Genomic DNA, 20,843 nt, shown 5'->3' with positions numbered 1-20,843 from the left:
TACCTCCCTTAAATAACTGTCACTTTCGATAAATCGGCTTCCATGCCTTTAAGCAGCGCGAAGGTCAGTTTATCCATCGTTGCTCCGTCAAAGCAGACGGTTTTGATCATCCGATAATACTTTTTAGTTAAAGTGAAACCCGGCTGGAATGAAACATTTTTAAAGGTAGCGCCTTTGAAGGATGCTCCGGTTAATGCCGCCTTTTCAAACTTAACGCCGATGAACGTCTGTCCGTCAAAGTTTTGCCCGCTCAGATCGGAGTACTTGAAGTCGACACCATCAAATAAACAGCCTTCAAAGCTTGCCTTTCTAAGATCAGTCAACGTTAACGTGACATCGGTCAGTCTTACTCCAGAGAATCTGGCTCCTTCAAGACCTGATTTCGTGAAATTGGTTCTTACCAGGATCGTCTTGTTGAAGCTGGCATTGGTCAGATCCAGCGTAGACAGAATGCAGTCCGTTAGATTCGAGCCGTCAAAATTGGCTTCCCGTACATCGCTGCTCTTGAACGAACTGCCAGTCAGATCTGCGCCAGAAAAATCGGAGCCGTGCAGCGCACTGCCTTGAAATTGTCCTTTATGAGCTTTCACGCCTGCGAAATCGCTTTTCGCCAGATTACTTGAATTAAAATTCGTTAGTACTTGCCGTTCCAGCGACCGGGAGAGATTCGCGACCTCTAGAATGGTTTCCTCGATGTCACCAATGCTTTCAATCGTCATCTTAAATGCCGTTTCATCGTCCTTTCCCTCTGCACGAAGCTCACCATATCGCTCCTGCAAATCCGCCAGCAGATCTGCCTTTAATTCGGTGACGCTTTTCACCCCATCGTATGGCGTAAAGACGCTGTTCAAATAATCCATTAATTTGGGATTCATCATGGTATCCAATCTCCTTATAATAAATTTTCCAACACGCGTTTTGCATACTCCCAATTGCTTTTGTTACGGGCGTAAGTCTCCTTGCCTTTACCGGTTATTCTAAAATACTTCCGCCGTCCGCCCTGCGATTCATCGCCCCAATACCACTCAATATCGCCATCAGCTTCAAGCCGCCGAAAGCTGGAGTACATCGTAGCTTCCTTTAATTCGTATTCGCCGCCCGAGCGCTCGGCAATCAACTTGACAATCTCATAACCGTAACGATCGGCCTCAGATAATAGCCTTAATATCATCGTGTCTGTGTGGCCGCGAAGCAGGTCGGATGTGATCTTGTTCTCGCTCATTTCATCACCTCCATAATTGGATAATAAGATATATTACTGTGACTGTCAAGGTAGTTTTTCAAATGTGGTACTTTGCCTAAAATAATCATTTCTCATTTGAATGACATTCGAAGAAAACAGAGAAATGGCGATGCCCGGGAAGATATCCCTGACACCGCCATTTCTCTGTTTCGAATTCCGCTTTCTGGAGCATATTATAAATTACCTGAATTATTTGTTTCGCAGCACCGTTATAAACCCGTCCAATATTTGATGGCTTACGGCAAAGCCTTTTCGTTTGTAAAATTCCAAGGCGTCATCATTGCCATTCGACACAAAGATGAAACGGTCTTTGACATAGTCAAATTCACTCAGCCAGTTCATTGACAGTTGGAAGAGCTTTGATCCGATTCCATGCTTTCTGTAACCATCCTTAATGTAAAACTGAGATAAGCTGCCTACATGCTCCCCTTCAACCGAAGAAAGGTCAAAAAAAGTGGCAAAATCATTGGAATAAGCCCATTTAGGTGAGATGCTGGAATACACATACCCAATATTCTCATCATTATCTTTAACAAGGACAATATGATTGTGTACGGCATTTTTTATGGAAGGCACCATTCTGGTATCAAAATTCATGCTGTCAAACAGTTCCGCTTTAATCCATGCTCTTGACTTCTGAAAGACCATAAGTTCATTGCATAACGCTCTGCATTCTTCCGCTTTCTCAACCGGTATAACCTCATAAGTTATCGCCATTGTGACCACTCCTCTTTCGCAAACAATTCTGTTGAATAAACCTCCATAACATTGAGAACAATCATTCTAATTTGGTCAAAAAAAAGTTCCATACATGCAGCAATCGTCCTTATTACCGTTCTGTATAGTTATATCATACTGGATAACATCATTAAAGATTTATTTTTTACTAATCGTTCTCATAAATGCAATATTAAATAGCCAATGCGATCGAAATGGCAAGCCAAAGGCCAGCCCACTACGGGATGGCCTTTATGCATCACTAGATACGAATTTGCTCCAAAAGCTCCATAACTACATGCTCATCGACCGGAGTCGAATAAGAGCCATTTTCGAATTGTTTCATCGCGCCAATTCCATCCTGGAACACGAACCGGATACGCCCGCTGCGAACCTTTTTATCCGTATACATCTTGTCCATTAACATCCGGTTTGTAATCGCGGCAGGAATTTCAGTCGGCAAGCCCGCCTTCTTCAATAGCTCAATAACACGCTGCGATTGGTCTGTTGTTACATAACCCAGCTTTTCAGCAAGCTTCGCTTGAATGACCAGCCCGATGGAAATCGCCTCTCCGTGCAGCAATTCATAGCCGCTTACAGCCTCTAACGCTCTCCCCGCAGTATGCCCAAGGTTAAGAATTTGCCGCAGGTTGCTCTCTAACTCGTCTTGTTCAACGACATTATATTTGATCTCGCAATTTTTGAGTGCAATCTGCTCGCACACGCTTCGATCGAGCACAAGCTCACCCTGCTCAGAGACGATCTTTTCCATGTTGTTTTCCAGAAAGCTGAAAAAGCTTGCATCTGCCATACAGGCATGTTTGATGGTTTCCGCCAATCCGCTTCTAAACTCACGCAGAGGAAGGGTTTTCCAGGCAGCCAAATCGATGTATACCTTCTTAGGCTGATGGAACACGCCGATCAAATTGGTAGCAACCGGCGTATTGACGCCTGTTTTACCGCCAACAGATGCGTCAGCAGCTGCCAAAAGTGTAGTCGCGTAGTTTAAGCTAGGAACGCCTCTGCCGTAGGTTCCGGCAAGAAAGCCTGCCAAATCGGTTACTGCGCCGCCTCCCACTGCAATAATGCAGCTGTCTCGACCGTAAGACCGGCTTAGCAGCTGATCTTCAAGCGCTGCTTTCGTTTCGCGGGTTTTCGAACCCTCACCGGCAGGAAACGTAAAAAGCTCAGCTTGAAAGCCGTTTTGAAGCAGCTGATCGAGCAAAGGTTCTCCATATAGCGGTTTTACCTTGGAATCGGTAATAATTGCGTATTTGCTTACGTTTAGGACAAGCCCTTGCTTTAAATCCTTAATAAGGGAACCGAATAAGCGCTCCCCAATCTCAATTTCATAGGAATAATCAACAACCTTCTGTAAAACAACTCGAAATTTCTGAGACATGTGCAATCCTCTTTTCGAAATTATTTTCGCTTAGTCATTTAGTATGTAACTCACCCTCTAGAAATCTTATGAGGTAAAATTCAGGCTGCGTGACAAACTCTGCAAAGCTGCACAAATCCGCATAGGTCTGGTGCTCCACGTCATAACAGCCTATCAGGCCTTTTTTCTTCGGATTCCAAACCAGCTGCAGACCTGAATAATTGTTGATATCCGCTGAAAGACGCAGCAGCTTTTGTCTGCCTACTTTCATCTGAATGGTATCGGTCAATGTGAAAAAGTCGATATAACCGATACCATATTCATTTTGCGCCAGCTCAAGGCGCAGCTTGTCTCCTGTTAGAAAGCGGACCAGTTCATCGGTTAATTTATATGTTTTCAGCTCGTACTTCTTATTTTCCGCATTATGAAAGTCCACCGGCTCCAGCGATTTCAAGTAATCCGCCAAATCGGTCTGTTTATTACTGACCGCAATTGTATATGGGCGATCGCCGTCTTTTTCCGCCAACGTCACGTCTGCGCCATGTTCAATCAGAAATTTGACCATAGGCATGACCCCCATACGAGCAGCCACGGTTAATGGAGTCGCTTCATAAGGATAGACCATATCCGGTTTATTATAATTGATATCCACTCCCTGATCGAGCAAATACGTAAGTGTCTTATAGTCGTGGTCCGATACGGCTTGACGCAATACGGCACCGCCATGCTGCCTGATATCCAGTCCCAGCTCATGAATAAGCGGAATATTGTTTTTGTTGCCATAGTAGGCCTGTGAATAAGCCCCTGACCCCGTATGATTGTGCTTGTCCATCTCGGCACCTTGCGCTGCAATGTAGCGGACGATGCCCTCTTTGCAGTAACGAACAGCCCGCAAAAAAGCCGGATTTTGACGGGCATTCAGATTAACACCGTGCTCCACCAGCAGCTTTACGACCTCCATCTGCTGCGATATTAGTGCCAGATCCAATGGACTAAGTGTCGTATGCTTGCTAAGGACAATCCCCTCTTCAATATTCCATCCTGCCTTAATTGCAGCATCTAAGGCCGGAAGATTGCCTTTGTAAATATGCATCGCTCTTTCCGGCAATTCCTCGAATCTTCCGATGTCTTTCAGTACGATCATCTCTGCCTCTCCTGCCATTCATAGAAATTGTTATTTCAGTAATCTCGAGCTTCGTCGAACCAGCGTTGAGCCAGCTCCTCTGTTATAGGCTGACCAATTAAATTCTCGGACTGGCTGAGCTGCCATACCGCTTCTCCAAGATCTTCCCTTTCGGTCGTTTCAATGCCTTTGAGATTATTAAAGCGTACGGTGAACGCAGTAATCGCTGCCTCGGCTTCGGCAAAGCTGCGGGCTTGAGCCAGGCTAGCCTGTGCTTCGTTGTAAGCTTCGTTTGCGAGCTTAGCGATACGTTTAGGCCAGGAAGAGAAAGGCCGGCCAAATTCAGCAGCCCACCACTCTGCTTTTCGCAACTGGCTCACGGATACATAACCGGCCCACGGACGGATTTTTGCGCGTGCCTTCATTTGCTGCTTCAGGCGCTTGCCTGCAGCATCTTCCACATTGTAGGCGATAAATCTCTCAAGCAACGGCCACGTCTCCAAGGAAGGCATACCCTCTAAATCAGGCATAAAACGCAGCTCCAGATTCGTTAACTGGACATGAGACGCCAACAACTCCATGTCACAGAAATTCCCCCACAAGCTCAGTGATTCAAGGTTTGGAAAATGATCTAGACAACTCAGTGAGATGGGCTGTCCCAGCGGCTCGTTTTGCAGCGTGAGGCTCGTTACCCCATGCAATTCACCAAAGTCAGGCAACCTGAAAGGAGGATCCGTCTTACGCCGGCTAGTGCGCGGCGCTAGTGTCAGAGAAGATGGCAGATTCCCCGTGGCCGAGAAACGTGTTAGATTGCCAGACACACTCAAGCGGCAAGAAGCATTCGGAAGCCTCAGGCTCAAGCGCCCTCCAGACTGACTGAGCTCAATATGTAAGCTATGCAAGATAGAATTACTTGCATCTGCTGCTGTATCGGCCGACAGAACCGGAGCCCATGTCATCTCTTCAATGGGGCGTTTCTTTGCCCATTCCAAGAAATTGTCATCACTGCCTGAATAGTATAGAAATCGCGGCCACGGTGAGCCTGCAGGTGTAGTAAAGGGATCAAATACCGTCCAATCGATGCGCGCGTCTGACGCGACGTGAAGGTCCGCCTTTTTCCCCAATTGCGATGGCCCAATTGATAGGCTGCCCACGCCAGGCCGCCTAACTAGCGTGTGGCTTTGAGGCCCCGTCAAGTCAATGGGATAACGTGCGTCTTCTCTAGTAAAAGCTGAAGGACCAGTTTGATTATCATTTGGCAATTCTATCATCCTCTTTTCTTTCCTTGCCCTATATGCTCCCTATGTGAGAAGCCACATGGAATAAGGAACTTGAATTTCTTGATTAAATTTCTTGATTTGTTTTGCTTTCGGAGGTTGTGAATTGCAGTTCAGACATTGCATTCGGAAATTAATTAGCGATCTTAAATTTACATCTAATTTCCATTATAAAGCTCTTTCATTCTGAATCCACCTACTTTTTACCTGAATTCTGGAAACTAGAAGCAGCCGCTGGATGCTGCTGCTTTACATTCTCCTCACACGCAGTCGAATGGCTTCAGTCTTTAGGCCTTAGGATTATACTTAACGACTGCCCCTTCTTTCCATAAAAAACACCCCTAAGAATACGCATTGGATAGGCCAATGTCTATTCTTAGGGGTGCACAACTTGGAGATGCCGTTTCTTCATTTTCTCCGGATTTCTTTTACTTGCTAAACAGCTTTTATTTTTCTCTCAGGTTAGCAGATCTCCCCTTCATACTGCTCTAGCACCTGATAAATCGCATTTGTGCCAAACCAGATCGCAGCTACAGGAATGCGTTCATCCGCTGCATGAATCAATTTGGTAAACTGCATATCCTTGGGCAGCGGCATGGGCAGGAATCCGTAGGTTTGGATGCCGAGCTTAGCAAACAATCTGCCGTCAGTGCCTCCGGGCAGCAGCATCGGCACAGGAACGGCCTCCTTATCCGCTTCTTTCAGCACATCTGACAGCAAATCGAACAATCCCATGTCGGGAGCTGCAGCACACGGATCATGGCGCAGCACTTCAAGGCCGATGTCATCATGAATCGCGTTACGGCGCAGCTCTTCGATAAATTGCTCTGGAGTGACACCCGGCAACGTCCGGCCGTCCAGCTCAACGGTTATTTCGCTGGGATGAACGTTGATTTTCTCGCCGCCGTGAACGACGGTCGCGTTGACTGTATTGCGCAGAAGCGGAGCGAACGTCGCACCCTTGTCCCCCAGCAGCTTCAGAATAATGTCACCCAACCGGGGATGAAGCAGCCCTCGCAGCAGCAGTGCCGGCAATAACGGCAGCGCGGCCGCCATGCCTTCAATCATCAGCCGGGCCGCTGGTGTCGCACGTATGGGCAGTTTAATGCTATTAAGAGATTGAAGCATATCCGCCAATTGCACCATGCAGTCAGCTCCAGACTTGCCCATGGAGCCGTGGCCCCCGTTTCCTGTAATCGTCGCTTTGAGCCAGCATAGCTGCTTCTCCGCAACCATTATCGGATAGAAGGTTTTCCCTAACGCATGAAACGTGAACCCGCCGAATTCGCCAAGCGCGTACTTTACGCCTGCAAAATAATGGGCATGCCGCTCTACCAGAAAGGAAGCTCCGTATTCGCCTCCCGCTTCCTCATCGCTGACGATCGCCAGAATGAGATCACCGCGCAGCGGCAACTTATTGACATGAGCGCGCAGGAAGGCTGATACCAGCATCGCCACACCGCCTTTCATATCAAGAGCCCCCCGCCCCCAGACAAAACCATCATGGATATCGCCCCCGAACGGGTCGCGGCTCCAGCCTTGCTTATCGACGCCAACAACGTCGACATGCCCGTACAGCAGCAGTGGCGCTGCCTCCCCGCTGCCCTTTATCCTGGCTAGAAGATTGGGCCGGGCTGGATCAAGCGACTCGATTACCGTCTCCACACCTGCATCCTCAAGCAGCTGCCGGATATACATGATGCATGCGGCTTCCTCGCCAGGAGGATTCGTTGTATTGAAGCGGATCAGGGTCTGCAAAATCTCCACCGGCGACGGCAGATCCTTAGTGCGCGGGGTTCCATCCTGTTCCAGCTCATCATGGGCCAGCTGCATAGCCATGACCTCAATCCCTTTCTATAGTAAACTGCCCGCGTATGTGTATGGCCGTTTAGCAAGAGAAACATCTGGCAAGCTGCGCAGGCCGAATTCAGTGCGAAGTCTCGCAAGCCGCCGCTCTTGCTCTTCGGCGGAAGTGCCTTTGGTAGCAAACACCGATTCCAGCATCGTCAGCGCCTGTCTGACATGTGCCTCCTCCACTTTCCCGCCTGTCTCCTGTAAGGTCTCAATCATCTGCTGCACTCTGCGATAAGGCAAAGCAACTCCTTGTTCATATTGGGATGCGTTCCAGTTGCGGTTACGGACACAAGTGGCAATAGCCAGGCAACGATTAAGCAGTTCAATGGAATAAGCTTCTCTTGGCTTGCTTGCGCCAGCCAGATGCGCTTCATCTTCCTTATCATCAAAAGATAGTACGAGCATTTCTTCCCGTTGAGCCAGCCTTTTCAGTACGCTGCCTGGACCTAATTCCACAGCAGCAGCCACGCCAATGCTCTTCTGGTAGGCAAGGACTGACGGCCAATTGACGGGGTCCGTTAGCCCCTTTGCCAGCAGCTCTGGAATTTCTGCTGTATTCTTGTAAGGCAGACCCGTCAAGGAGGACACGACAGGAAAAGCCAGCCCTCCAAACGAGACACTGCTCAGTACTTCGGCAAACTGCTCCGCTGCCGGCGCCATCAACGGGCTATGGAACGGCGCGCTCACCTGCAGCGGAATGACTGCGGCTCCATGGGTGGACAGCCTTTCTGACGCTTCAAAGACAGCCTTCTTGTGGCCGGAAATGACCGTTTGCTGCTCAGAATTAATATTCGATACCACAACAATACAGCTTCCGTCCACGCATTCTGTGCTAATATCCATACATACTTTTTCGACAACATCGGAGCTTGGCCCGTTTACAGCAGCCATCGCGCCTATCCCTGCCGCCGCGGCACTTTGCATCAGCTCACCGCGGCAGCGTACAAGCCGAAGCGCATCCGGGAACGTGATGGCCCCCGCACAGGTTAAAGCGGTAAACTCGCCCAAGCTGTGGCCAGCAGCTATTTCAGGTGTGTATCCCCATTCTTGGCTATAGACGCGGTACATCGCTACACCTAGCGCCAGAATGGCGGGCTGGGCATTATCCGTACGCGTCAGCTCTGTCATCGGTCCCTCATACATCAGGTTATCCAGGCGCATGCCCAGTGCTTCATTCGCTTCCTCCAGCGCGTCTTTAACAACCGCGTACCGCTCGCTCAGCACTTTGCCCATTCCGACGCGTTGAGAGCCCTGACCGGGCAACCAAATCGCATGTTTGTTCAGCATTCCGTCACGCTCCTCAGAGTCAGATTGGGGCAGCAATCCCGATTAGTATTTTGTTGATCATGGCTACCACATCGCTTTCTCTCTCATGCAGGAAAAAATGCCCGCCTTCGAACATCGCCAGTTCGCAGCCTCCTGTCGCATAACCTTCCCATTCACGTAGCGGACCGGCAACGCAGCCGTCATCCTTGCCGCTCAAGATCGTGAGCCGGAGCGGCAGCGGCGGCCGCATCCTATGCTCATATTCGCAGACAAGCTTGAAGTCTGCTCTCAAGATCGGCATAAACAGATCGAGCAGTTCCTGGTGCCGGAACAGCTCGTCAGACATGCCGCCCATCCCTTTCAATTCCTCAAGAAATTCATCATCGGGAAGCAGATGAATCCGGCGAGCCTCCTTCTTCTCACAATGCGGCGCGCCTCTGGCGGAGAGGAAGACTGCCGAAGGCAGCGGCAATCCTTCCTCCAGCAGTGCATGCAGCAGCTCATATCCCAGCAGACTGCCCATACTGTGGCCGAATAAAGCATATGCATCCGATTTGAGCGCAGTCTTTAATACAAACGGGAGCAAATCCTGAACAGCCTCCTCCACGTCCCTATAGAACGGCTCATCCATGCGGCTGCCTCTGCCCGAAAGCTCGGCCGGCACCAGACGCACGTCAGGATGCAGCTGGTTCGTCCAGCGCTTGTACACTTGTGCGGAACCTCCAGCATAGGGCAGACAAATTAAAGATATCGTCATTATGCTCGCCTCCCGTGTAACATGTTGATTCTAGATGTTTTTTAAGCGCCAGCGGCAAGAGTGGTCCAGAATGCTTTTTCCTTTGCATACAAATCGCCCGCCAGGTCTAGCTCTCTGCTGCGTTCAAAGTCCCCTGTCACAAAGCGGTCCTTCACCAGATCCCATCCGTCCCTTATTGCGCCAAGCTGACTAGACAGCGACTCATGCAGCGCTTCGTCAATCAGGTTCTTCTCACGCATGGAGCGAAGCAGTGACAGGTTCGCGATATGCCGGTTACAGATGATGTTGACGCCAACAAGGCCATAGGTTAAGTGAGCTTGCCTTTTCTCCGGATCAGAATCTACATTCCACATGCCCTCAATGGAGAATTCGCTAAGCTCATCCGCCAGCCGCTCCGCATTTTGCACCACTTCAGCAAGCTTCAATTCATAAGGCTGAATCTTTTCCGCCAGGTTGTATACGTAAAAGGCTGGGCCCAGATAGTTGGGATTCACATTGTATTCCGAATTGCCGTACGCCTTGAGCAGCCTCTCCTCAGGCACCTCATGCTCCTCATAGCCCGCAAGCGTATCGTCAATGACGTAGAAGACACCTCGATCCTTGTCGTATCCGTTAAACAGCGAATAATGATACCAATGGAATTTTTTCCAAGCCATACTCCCCGGCAGCCAGTCAAATAAATCAACGTTTACACTCAAGCTGCGTCCGCCATCGAGCATTGCTCGGATTTCCTCCAGTACCGTCTCCTTGCTGCGGAAATGACCGGGCTCGATATAGCGGATCACCTGCGACAGCGGAAATCTGGCCGGATCGTCCAGATAATATAGCGTATCTATAGTCGGATAACGAAAATCTTTGTCCGTTGCCGCATTCCAAGGATAGTAGCGGTAAATGTTCAAATAGGCGGCATCTCTGTAGCTGGGCTCCTCCGACACCGCGATGGAAAACGCCTGATTCAGCATGCAGTTCATCCAAAACTCGTTAAACGGTTTCCTTTTCATTGACAGCATCATTATTCGCCGCCTCCCTAAGCTTAGAATGTGGGTTCAAGCTCACAGCACTAATCTTTTTTCTTGCTCCATCGTCGATCAGCGCGTGCAGGATTGCCATATAATCATCCGCCAGCTCCCAAACGGTCTCTTCACGGAAGAGGCTGGTTGCATACTCCAGCGTAAAGCCGATCCTGCCGTCCCGTTCTACTGCTTCAAGCGTTAAATCAAATTTACTGACACCCGGATCAAACTCCTTAGGTTCAAATTCAGTGCCTCCAGAACGGTAAGCAACGCGATCGATATTTTGCAAAATAAACATGGTATCAAATAACGGATTACGGCTATGATCCTGTTCGATTCCCAGCTTCTGCACCAAATCCTCGAACGGATAATCCTGATGCTCCAGCGCTTGCAGCACATCCTCGTGCAGCTCTGACAAATAATCGCCAACGCTGCGGTACGATTCAGGGAAGCTGCGGATCGCAACCGTATTGACGAACATCCCGATCAGCCCTTCCAGCTGTACATGGCTGCGGCCCGCTACGGGTGTGCCGATAATGATATCCTCTTCACCGCTCCACTTGCTCATCAGTATGGAATAGGCCCCGAGCAGCACCGTATATAATGTCGTGCCGCGCTCGCGCGCAAATACTTTGATCTTCTGGCTCTGCTCCTCATCCAGTCTGAAATTGATCAGACTGCCCTTGAAGCTTTGCAGTTCCGGTCTTGGCAAAGCCGTCTTGAGCTCCAGTATCGGCAGTTCCCCTTCGAAAGCCTGCAGCCAGTACCGTTCATGCTCCTTATAAGCCTCATTGCCAATTCGTTCTTCCTGCCATACCGTGTAATCCTTGTACTGGATATCCATCTCCGGCAGCTCGCCGCCGCCGTATAGCGTGGTCAGCTCCTGGAGCAGGACGCTAACCGAGACGCCGTCCGTAATAATGTGATGAAAGTCCAGCAGCAGCAAATGGCGCTCCTCGCCAAGCGACAGCAATCCGGCTCGGAATAACGGGAGACTGCCGAGATCAAACCGGTGGATGAAGCGCTCCATCAGCGAGCTGATGCCGCTGAACAAGCCTTCGTCGCCGCCTTCTGCAAGCATCTTGCTGGCTGCCATTCTCAGTCTGGCGCCCCGCTCCAGCGTGAATATCGGCTCCGCATGCACACGCTGACGGAACTCGTCCTCCTCATGATGGAACGTTGTGCGGAGGGATTCATGACGCCGGATCATCTCGAGGAAAGCTTCCTCCAGCCGCTCCACATCAAGCTTGCCTTGCATATGAACAGCGAACGGCACATGATACATCTTCGCCTCGTTCGAGATCATCCCCATCATATATTGGCGCCGCTGCGCCCGGGACATCGGGTAATATTCGCGCTCTGGCTGCCTCGGAATGCGTGCAGCCTCCATAGTGTCGCTAGTGTCCAGATGAGCCGCCAGACCTTCCAGTGTAGGATTCATAAAAATATCGCGCAGCGGCATTTGGACGCCAAAGCGTTCGGCAATACGGCTGACCATGCCCGCCGCCTTCAGGGAATGGCCGCCAAGCTCGAAGAAGCTGTCCTTGGCGCTGATAACATCTGTACCGAGCAGCTCCTTCCATATCTCTGCGAGCTTGCGCTCCGTATCCGTAGATAAGGGAACAAGCTCTCGCGTGCCCGCGTCGGCAGGTCCCGGTGCCGGCAGCGCCCTTCGATCGATTTTACCCGTTGGTGTAAGCGGAATGTCATCAAGAACGACTATAAAGGCCGGAACCATATAAGAAGGCAGCTTGTCCCCCAGATACTCGCGCAGCTGAACGATCAACGGTCCAGATAGCCCGGCACCGCCGCCTTGCTCGGCATCCGCTCCCGTCTGCATCCTCATGACGACATACGCACAAAGCGCATATTCCCCGTCCTCTTCTTCAAACGCAGTGACGACTGTCTCCCTTACTTGCTCATGCCGGAGCAGCAGCTGCTCAATTTCGCCGATTTCAATCCGGTGCCCTCTGATTTTCACTTGGAAATCGCGGCGGCCCGCATAAGCAAATTCTCCATTTTCAAGCCTGCGTCCAAGGTCGCCTGTGCGATACATTCGTTCGCCTGGCGCATACGGATTAGGCACAAAAGCAGCATCCCATTCAGGATGGCTGAGATATCCGCGCCCGACGCCCGGCCCGCCAATGCAAATTTCGCCTGTCACGCCTGTAGGCTGCAGCTTCAATTCTTCGTCAAGCACCATCATGACAGAGCCTTCAATCGGCGTACCGATGGTAATGTCGTCACCTTCAGTTACCTCCCGGATAGAGGTCCACACCGTCGTCTCCGTTGGGCCGTACAGATTAAACAATCTGGCGCCGGTAGCGGCGCGCAGCCTGCCCAGCACATCAGCCGTCAGCGGCTCCGCCCCGATCATCAATATGCGCAGGGCTTGAAGTCCGTCCGTCTCTCCTAGCTGATTCATCCACCATTTGAAGCGCGATGGCGTAATTTGCAGCACATCGACGCCGTGCGTATGGATCAGTCCCTGCAGTAAGGCAGCATCACTCCGTTCCTCATCATTCGCAAGTACAATTCCCATACCCAGCGTCAGCGGAAGCAGATTTTCAACGACAAAAATATCAAACGAGACCGATGCCATAGCCAGAATACGCTGGCCCTTCTCAAATGGGATTCGCTTCCGGAAGCCGCTGATGAAGTGCGCCAGCCCGCGATGCTCGATCATCACGCCCTTAGGGCGCCCAGTCGAACCGGATGTATACAGCACATACGCCAAGTGCTCTGGCTTATGGACAACCTCCGGATTGCCTCTGTCCGCTGCATATAGCTCCGGATCGTCCAGATACCACTCGCTAGCGGCACTCGTTATGAGTCCGGCATAAGCTTTTTCCGTCAGCAGAAGCGCTTCGCCGCAGTCCTCAAGCATCCAGTCGATTCTCTCTTTCGGGTAAGCAGGATCAATGGCGACATATGCGCCTCCGGCCTTCAGAATACCCAAAATGCCGACTAACAGCTGCGGGCTGCGGGACGCCATCAGCGCAACAATGCGTTCATTGCCTACACCCTTTGCCATCAAAGAATGGGCAAGCCGGTTCGCACGTTCGTTGAGTTCAGCGTACGTCACCATCTCGGCGCCGAAATGAATCGCTACCGCATCCGGTGTGCGCGCTGCCTGACGCTCCACCTCCTGCACGAAACCCGTCCATTCTGTGGTGACTTGTGTGGAAGCTGGTGCATTTCCTTGCTGGTCCATCATGCCCTCTTCTGCCCGAATTTCCATCCCGCCATAGCTCCCCTCTCTACTCGCTGCCTGGACCGTTCTGCCTCCTCCGGTCAACAGAGCCAGCAATTGGTCTCGCTCGCTTTCACTCATCAGTTCAAGTTCGCCGACCTTGCGATCCTGCCATTTGCACATCTCCCGCAGGAGCACAATATAGCTTTCTGCCATGCGGCGCACGGTTTCCTCGCGAAACAAATCCGTTGCATATTCCAGCTGCAGCTCAATCTCTGATTCCCGCTCCACCGCTTCCAAAGTCAGGTCGAACTTGCTCGTCCCGGCCTCGAACGGAATTTCGCCAAAGACGATATCCCCGGCTTCCATTACCGCCCGGTCCATATTTTGCAAGATAAACATAACGTCAAACAAAGGATTGCGGCTTCTGTCCCCGTCTGCCTTCAGCCCTTCGACCAGATCCTCGAAAGGGTAGGTTTGATGCGAAAGCGCCTCAACGACATGGTTATGCAGCTCCTTCAAATAAGCCCGTACCGTCTTGTCTCTTGCCGGCCCAGTCCGAAGTGCCAGCGTATTGACGAACATACCGATTATGTCATGCGTATCGGCATGTTCTCGGCCGGCGGCGGGGGTGCCAACAATGACCTCAGCCTGTCCGCTGTATTTGCCCAACATTGCGGCATAAGCACCTAGCAGCACTGTATATAGCGTTGTCTTTGCTTCCCGTGCCAGCTTTCGCACCTCTGCCGTAGTCAATGCGTCCAAGTGGAAACGATGCCGGCGGCCCTTATAACTGGGGAGAGACGGACGCTGCCGGTCGCCCGGCAGCTCCAGAACAGGAAGCTTACCCTCGAAGACGTTCATCCAGTAACGCTCATGTTCCGCATAAGTTGCAAATTCGGTTTCCTGACATACTGCATAATCACTGTACTGCACACTCAGCTCTGGCAGTGATTGTCCGGCATACAGACGCGACAGCTCTTTGACCAGCAAACCAGAGGAAACGCCATCCGTAATAATATGATGGATATCAAGCAGCAGCAGATGATCCCCCTCATCCAACTGCAGCAGCCCTGCTCGCAAGAGCGGCAGCTTATCCAATTGGAACGGGCGCTGGAAAATATCCATCAGCCTTGTTACCTCGGCAGCTTCCGTGATGATGTCAGGCGGTCCCCATAATTCTTCGTCCCCGGCTAGCGCAGTGCGATCCAGAACCTCCAGCTTGAATTCATACGGCGGATGAACCATCTGCCTGAACTCGTCCTTGTTCAAATGGAAGCTTGTCCGCAAGCTTTCGTGACGGCTGATTAATGCTGTGAACGCATCTTGCAGCCGACTAGCATCCAGCTTGCCCTGCAAACGGAGCACGAACGGCACATGGTACATGGTGGCTTCGCCAGCCAGCATCTGCATCATATATTGACGGCGCTGGGCGCGTGACATCGGATACCATTCCCGGTGCTCTGCCCTCGGAATAGGCTGAACCAGCGGGCCGCCCCCCTTAATGGAGCCGTCTCGCTCCTTCAGCCAGGCCGCCATTTCCGCAATGGAGGTGAGCTCGAATAGGAGGCTGAGCGGAACTGCGGCGCCTGTCGCCTGCTGCAGCTTGCCTGCCAGTACGGCAGCCTTCAAGGAGTGCCCGCCAATCTCGAAAAAGTCGTCGTGAATTCCTATTGTCCCAGCCGGTTCACCCAATACTTCCTTCCAAATCGCAGCGATTACCTCTTCCATCTCGTCTCGCGGCAGCTCTGCATTTCCATGTTCCCGTTGCCCGAATTCCGGCTCCGGCAGGGCACGCCGGTCTACTTTCCCGTTCGGCGTCAGCGGTACCGCATCAATCGACGCAATAGAGGCCGGAATCATCGCCTCAGGCAGCTTTTCCTTCAGCTTTCTTCGCCATTCCCGGGAAGAGAGCTTCTCAGAAGCGACCACATAGGCGCATAGCTCCTTCTCGCCGCTTGCGCCTTCGCGGACGACCACAACCGCGTCTTCTACCTCGGATAGGGACATCAATTGTGATCGGACCTCATTCATTTCAATCCGCACACCTCTGATTTTCACCTGCTGGTCAGCTCGGTCCACATACATGACGTTTCCGTCCGGCAGCCACTTCGCGATATCGCCGGTACGATACATGACTCGGCCCTCACAGTACGGATTCGGCACAAAGCGTTCGGCTGTCATCTCCGGCTTGTTCACATAACCATGAGCAAGCCCGCTTCCGGCAATGTAAAGCTCACCAGCTGCACCGACAGGGGCAAGCTTACCGCCATAACCAAATATATAAATCTCGACATTGTGCATCGGCCCGCCAATCGGCACATAGCCGCCTTGATAAGCGCCTGGCTTATAGGCATACATATTGGAGCAAACCGTGGCCTCTGTCGGGCCATAACCGTTAATAATCTGAATCTTCGGATTAAGCTTCGTATACAGCTCCAGCGTTTCGTCTTTAATCGGCTCTACTCCAACGAGCATTTTATCCAGTGTAAGCTTGGCATCCGACTGCTTAAGCAGCTGCGCTACCTCTCTCAGCAAAGACGGCGGCAAGTAAGCGAAAGTAATCCGCTCTTCCTGAATCACCTCTGCCATGCGCCGCGGATCAAGCAATTTCGGCTCCGGATAAAGCACAGTGCAAGCGCCGAACATAAGCGGCATAAACAGCTCCGCTACACTGACGTCAAACGAGATATTGGTCAGGCTCAGACATCTGTCTCCCGGGCCATATTGCCCGTCGAAAAACGTCCGGAGCGATTGTCCAAAATTGTAAAAGCTGCGGTGCGGCACTATAACGCCCTTCGGTTGACCTGTAGAGCCGGAGGTATAGATGACGTACATCGGATCGGCGGCATCCTGCTCTATTGTATTAGCTGCTCTGCTTCCCCCGGAGAACAGCATCTCATCGGCAAGGTTCAGCACCTGCAAGCCAGCCGGCATTATAGCCTCAATTCCAGAACGCGCACCATCCGTGAATACCAGCATCGCACCGCTGTCCTCCAGCATATAGCGAATGCGCTCTTCGGGATAATGCGGATCTACCGGCATATAAGCGCCTCCGGCTTTCATCACAGCGAGCATAGCAGTCAGCATAGGGATGGAGCGCTCTGCCATAATGCCAACTACGCTGCCGCGTCCCACACCTTTTGCGCGTAAAGATACCGCCAGGTCATCGGTACGGCGATCCAGCTCCAGATAGGTCAGGGATTCGCCGCCGCAAGATACGGCTGGCAGATCGGGAACGGACGCCGCCTGTTCCTTGAAGCAATCATGCAGACAGCGCGGCGGCGGAAAGTCCGCAGCACGACTCCCCACTGCCAGCATTTGAAGACGCTCCTCCTCCGTCAGCATTTCCGCTTCACCAAGCAGAGTGTCGGGGCAGAGGGTCACGCTGCGCAACAGCTGTACATAATGCCGTATGAACCGCTCGGCTGTCTCACGGTGAAACAGATCGGCGCTGTATTCAACAACAAGCCGCAATTCCTCGCCATCTTCCACCGCCTGAATCATCAAATCGTATTTGGCTGTACCATGATCAAAGCGCTGGTGGCGATAGGACAATCCTTCTGACGAAGAATTAGGAATGCCCAGGTTCTGCATGATGAACATCGTATCAAATAGCGGACTGCGGCTGGCATCCCTTCTGTCTACCCACTGCGCGATTTCCTCGAATGGATAATCAGCGTGGGCGTAAGCCCCTGTAGCGATCTCTTTCACTTCGGATAAAAAAGCGCTGAACGGCTTGTCGGCGCGCGGGTAAGCGCGCAATGCCAGTGTGCCGGTGAACATGCCGGTGATGGCTTCCAGCTCACGTCGGTTCCGTCCAGCAATTGGCGTACCGACAGCAATGTCCTCGGCTCCGGTATAGTGCGCGAGGAATGTATAATACGCGGATAGCAGCACCATAAACGGGGTCACGCAGCGTTCGGCAGCAAGGCTTCGCACAGCCGAAGCCAATCCGGACTCGACATACACATCAAACGTTTCGCCGCGATTGCTTTTGACAGGCGGGCGCTTGGCATCGGCTGGAAGCTCCAGCGTCGGCCAGTCCCCCTGGCATTGCTCGCGCCAATACCGTTCAGCGTTTCCGGAATGCGGCCTGCCCTCCAGCCATACTGCATAATCCTTGTGCTGCAGCGTCAGGGGAGGCAAGGAACCGCCCTGATATAACGTCATCAGATCAGACAAAAGAATGCCCGCAGACATCCCGTCGGATGCAATATGATGCATATCAAGAAACAGCACATGGCGCTCTGGCCCCAGCGCTAGCAAGGCTGCGCGGAGCAGCGGAGCTGTATCGAGGCTGAAAGGCTGGAATAAGCTTTGCAGCACGCCGTCCGCATCATCCTCACCAACTTCCATTGTAATCAGGCGGAAAGGAATAGCGTCGTGAATACGCTGCCTGATCTCTCCGTCGATGACATGGAAGGTGGTACGGAGACTCTCGTGACGTTCTACAATGGCTTGCAGGACAGCCTCCAACCGCTCTATATCAACAATTCCGTCCAAGTACAGCAATTCAGGCAGATTGTAGCTGCGATCATCCGGCATCGCTTGCTGCTGCAAATACATGCGTTTCTGCGGAGATGTTACCGGGTAGTGCTCCTGCAGTTCTGCCTTTGGAATCGGCTCCAGCCGATCGCCGGACAAATGGTCGTTTAACGGCCTGCTATATCCGCCATTCTCAACGTTTACTTCTTCTTCATTGAGCCGGACGTTCGTTCTTTGCACGGTTGCCGCGCTGCTCTCCTTAACCCGCCGCTGGATTAAGGCGGTAAACGAAGGCAGATCGCTATGCCCAAGCAAATCAGCCGCCTGAACGCGAACACCTGTAAGCTCGCTGAGACGGTTTACAATTTTGAGTGCAATAATAGAATCTCCGCCAAGCTCATAAAAACCGGCATTCGCTGGCAATTCGTCATAACCAAGCAGTTCTCCCCAGACATCTGCGACACGCTGCTCCCACTCCAGACCGGAACGCTCTCCGGTTAATGCAACACCACGCCGCTGATTCGCTTTTTCTCCAATTTGCTCTAGCGCAGCTTGCCATCTGGCAAACGTCTCGTTCATTTCTTGTTGAAGCTCCTCTGGAATATCCCCCGTGAGTGAACCTTTGCTCCAGATGGCAAACGGTGTATGGATCGCCGTTCCGCCGCGTGCTTCCTCTACCCAGCAACGGTGAGAATCGAACGGATAAGTCGGAAGCGCCAGCCGCTGCCGGCGTTGTCCCCGATAAATCGCCTGCCAGTTGATCTCTTCTCCGTCCACGTAACGCTGGGCCAATTCCAGCACTTTCATTTCCAATTCATCTGAAAGAAGCCGCGTATCCCCATTCATAGGCTGATCGACCGTTCCGAAGCGGACGTTTGGCAGCGTAAGACCGATAAGGCCGTTCGCGGCAATGGCATGCAAACTCTGAACAAGATCTTCCCAGCCGTTTACCGCAATCGCCAAACGATACCGATGGGCTCCCCGCCCCACAGCTAGGGTATAACACAGGTCGGCGAGACTATGACTTTCAGCGCTATGCTGCTGCCCAGTCCAGTCCCGCATCTGCAGCACGAGCTGCTCCAACGCCGTCATACTATGTGCGGACAGACAGAACAGCTCTGCTCTGTCTGATGGACTTGACGGCATTCTGCCAGGAGCCTCCTCCAGCACCACATGGCAATTCGTCCCGCTCATACCGAACGCGCTTACTCCGCATCTTCTTGCTTCGCCGTCTGTCTCCCATGGCGTCAATTCGTCATTGACATAGACGGGCGAATCGATAAACGGAATGTTGCGGTTTGGCGAACGGTAATGAAGACTTGGCGGGACCTGCTTGTGGGTAAGCGACAGGACTGCCTTGAGCAGCCCGGCTATTCCGGCGGCATGGTCGAGATGACCGATATTGGTCTTCAGCGAGCCGATGGCGCAAAATCCCCGTTTATCGGTATATCGCCGGAAAGCGCGTGTAAGCCCGTCGATTTCGATGGGATCACCCAGCGAAGTTCCTGTACCGTGAGCCTCCACATACGTTACCGTTTCGGGATCAATCTCCGCATCCTGCCAGGCACGCGCAATAACATCCTCCTGTGCGAGGGCGTTCGGGGCGGTAATGCCGACCGAGCTGCCGTCCTGGTTCATTGCACTGCCTTTGATGACGGCATAAATGGAATCACCGTCCTCCTGCGCGCGGGCCAGCGGCTTCAGCAGCAGCGCAACAACGCCGTCGCCAATGCCCGTTCCGTCTGCCGAGTCATCAAACGTTCTGGCTCTGTTGTCACTTGACTCAATGCCAAGCCGTATCCCCGTATCCAGCGGGAGCAAGTTAATTTTGACGCTTCCCGCTATCGCTGTCTCGCATTCGCCGCTGCGGATCGATTGGCATGCCAGATGGACCGCTACCAGCGAGGAGGAACAGGCGGTGTCAACGCTGATCGCCGGTCCGCGCAAATTAAGCAAATACGAAATCCGGCTTGGTATCATGGAGCTTAGATTGCCGGGAGCCGCCATAGATAAGGCATCCGGGTCCATTGCTTCAATGATCCGCTTGTAATCATGGAGCGCGTCAGCGTTATGGCCGATAAAGACGCCAGTACGCGAACCATGCAGAGCATTTCCGCCATACCCCGCATCCTCAATCGCTCCCCACGCTGTCTGCAAGAACAGGCGCTGCGCCGGACTCATGAGCGAGGCTTCCTTGGGCGAAAGCCGGAAAAAAGAATAGTCAAAGCTTGAAATATCCTCGATATACGCCCCGTCAAAAAAGGAGACAGAGCCGTATTGCGCCTCCATACGACGCAAATACGGCTTCAACTCCTCCTTGCGGGAATCCGGAAAACCGGCTACCAGATCTTGGCCGCTTCGTAGAAGCTCCCAGAAGGCTTCATGTGATTCTGCGCGCGGCAGCTTGGCGGAGATCCCGATAATCGCAATATCCTTGAAGGAAACGTTGGAGACGGAGCCCCCGCTCCGCTCCTTCTTCCTTGCTGACTCTTTTTTGTTATCTAGCAAATCCAGTTGAAACATGGCGTCTT

11 protein-coding genes are annotated in these 20,843 nt (G+C 52.2%); all 11 read right to left on the bottom strand.

Translation table 11 applies throughout. The features are described from left to right. Positions 1–8 precede the first annotated feature (8 nt). The 11 genes from ACFVVF_RS02925 to ACFVVF_RS02875 all read right to left on the bottom strand — a co-directional run bounded on the left by ACFVVF_RS02925 (position 9) and on the right by ACFVVF_RS02875 (position 20,835). Positions 9–875, bottom strand: a complete 867-nt coding sequence (locus ACFVVF_RS02925) for a pentapeptide repeat-containing protein (RefSeq protein ID WP_387808775.1) — start codon at positions 873–875, stop codon at positions 9–11. A gap of 17 nt (positions 876–892) precedes the next feature. Next, entirely contained in the window at positions 893–1,222 is a 330-nt protein-coding gene (locus ACFVVF_RS02920; protein WP_042161255.1) for a PadR family transcriptional regulator, read from the bottom strand. A 210-nt stretch (positions 1,223–1,432) separates the two neighbouring features. Further along, positions 1,433–1,960, bottom strand: a complete 528-nt coding sequence (locus tag ACFVVF_RS02915) for a GNAT family N-acetyltransferase (protein WP_387805231.1) — start codon at positions 1,958–1,960, stop codon at positions 1,433–1,435. 262 nt (positions 1,961–2,222) lie between these two features. Then, positions 2,223–3,362 carry a 3-dehydroquinate synthase gene (gene aroB / locus ACFVVF_RS02910; protein WP_387805229.1) on the bottom strand — a complete coding sequence of 380 codons (1,140 nt, stop codon included), beginning with the start codon at positions 3,360–3,362 and terminating at the stop codon, positions 2,223–2,225. Between the two features lie 34 nt (positions 3,363–3,396). Beyond that, positions 3,397–4,485: an ankyrin repeat domain-containing protein gene (locus ACFVVF_RS02905; RefSeq protein ID WP_387805227.1), complete on the bottom strand. Its 1,089-nt coding sequence runs from the start codon at positions 4,483–4,485 to the stop codon at positions 3,397–3,399. 35 nt (positions 4,486–4,520) lie between these two features. After that, positions 4,521–5,735 carry a hypothetical protein gene (locus ACFVVF_RS02900; protein ID WP_387805225.1) on the bottom strand — a complete coding sequence of 405 codons (1,215 nt, stop codon included), beginning with the start codon at positions 5,733–5,735 and terminating at the stop codon, positions 4,521–4,523. Positions 5,736–6,203: 468 nt separating this feature from the next. Further along, positions 6,204–7,580, bottom strand: a complete 1,377-nt coding sequence (locus ACFVVF_RS02895; protein ID WP_387805223.1) for a M20/M25/M40 family metallo-hydrolase — start codon at positions 7,578–7,580, stop codon at positions 6,204–6,206. A gap of 15 nt (positions 7,581–7,595) precedes the next feature. Continuing rightward, positions 7,596–8,882, bottom strand: a complete 1,287-nt coding sequence (gene fabD, locus ACFVVF_RS02890; RefSeq protein WP_387805221.1) for an ACP S-malonyltransferase — start codon at positions 8,880–8,882, stop codon at positions 7,596–7,598. Between the two features lie 19 nt (positions 8,883–8,901). After that, the gene (locus tag ACFVVF_RS02885) at positions 8,902–9,618 is read right to left on the bottom strand and encodes a thioesterase II family protein (RefSeq protein ID WP_387805219.1); all 717 of its coding nucleotides are present in this window, start codon (positions 9,616–9,618) and stop codon (positions 8,902–8,904) included. 41 nt (positions 9,619–9,659) lie between these two features. Next, on the bottom strand, positions 9,660–10,619 hold the full coding sequence (locus tag ACFVVF_RS02880) for a cysteine peptidase family C39 domain-containing protein (RefSeq protein WP_387805217.1): 960 nt from the start codon (positions 10,617–10,619) through the stop codon (positions 9,660–9,662). Next, positions 10,600–20,835 carry an amino acid adenylation domain-containing protein gene (locus tag ACFVVF_RS02875; RefSeq protein ID WP_387805215.1) on the bottom strand — a complete coding sequence of 3,412 codons (10,236 nt, stop codon included), beginning with the start codon at positions 20,833–20,835 and terminating at the stop codon, positions 10,600–10,602. Before ACFVVF_RS02875 ends, ACFVVF_RS02880 begins: the two co-directional genes overlap by 20 nt. Between the last annotated feature and the right edge of the window lie 8 nt (positions 20,836–20,843).

Source organism: Paenibacillus sp. NPDC058174 (assembly GCF_042883865.1).
Classification (GTDB): Bacteria; Bacillota; Bacilli; order Paenibacillales; family Paenibacillaceae; genus Pristimantibacillus.
Note: the sequence above shows the minus strand (reverse complement) of the source record. Positions and strands in the feature narration are given on the sequence as shown.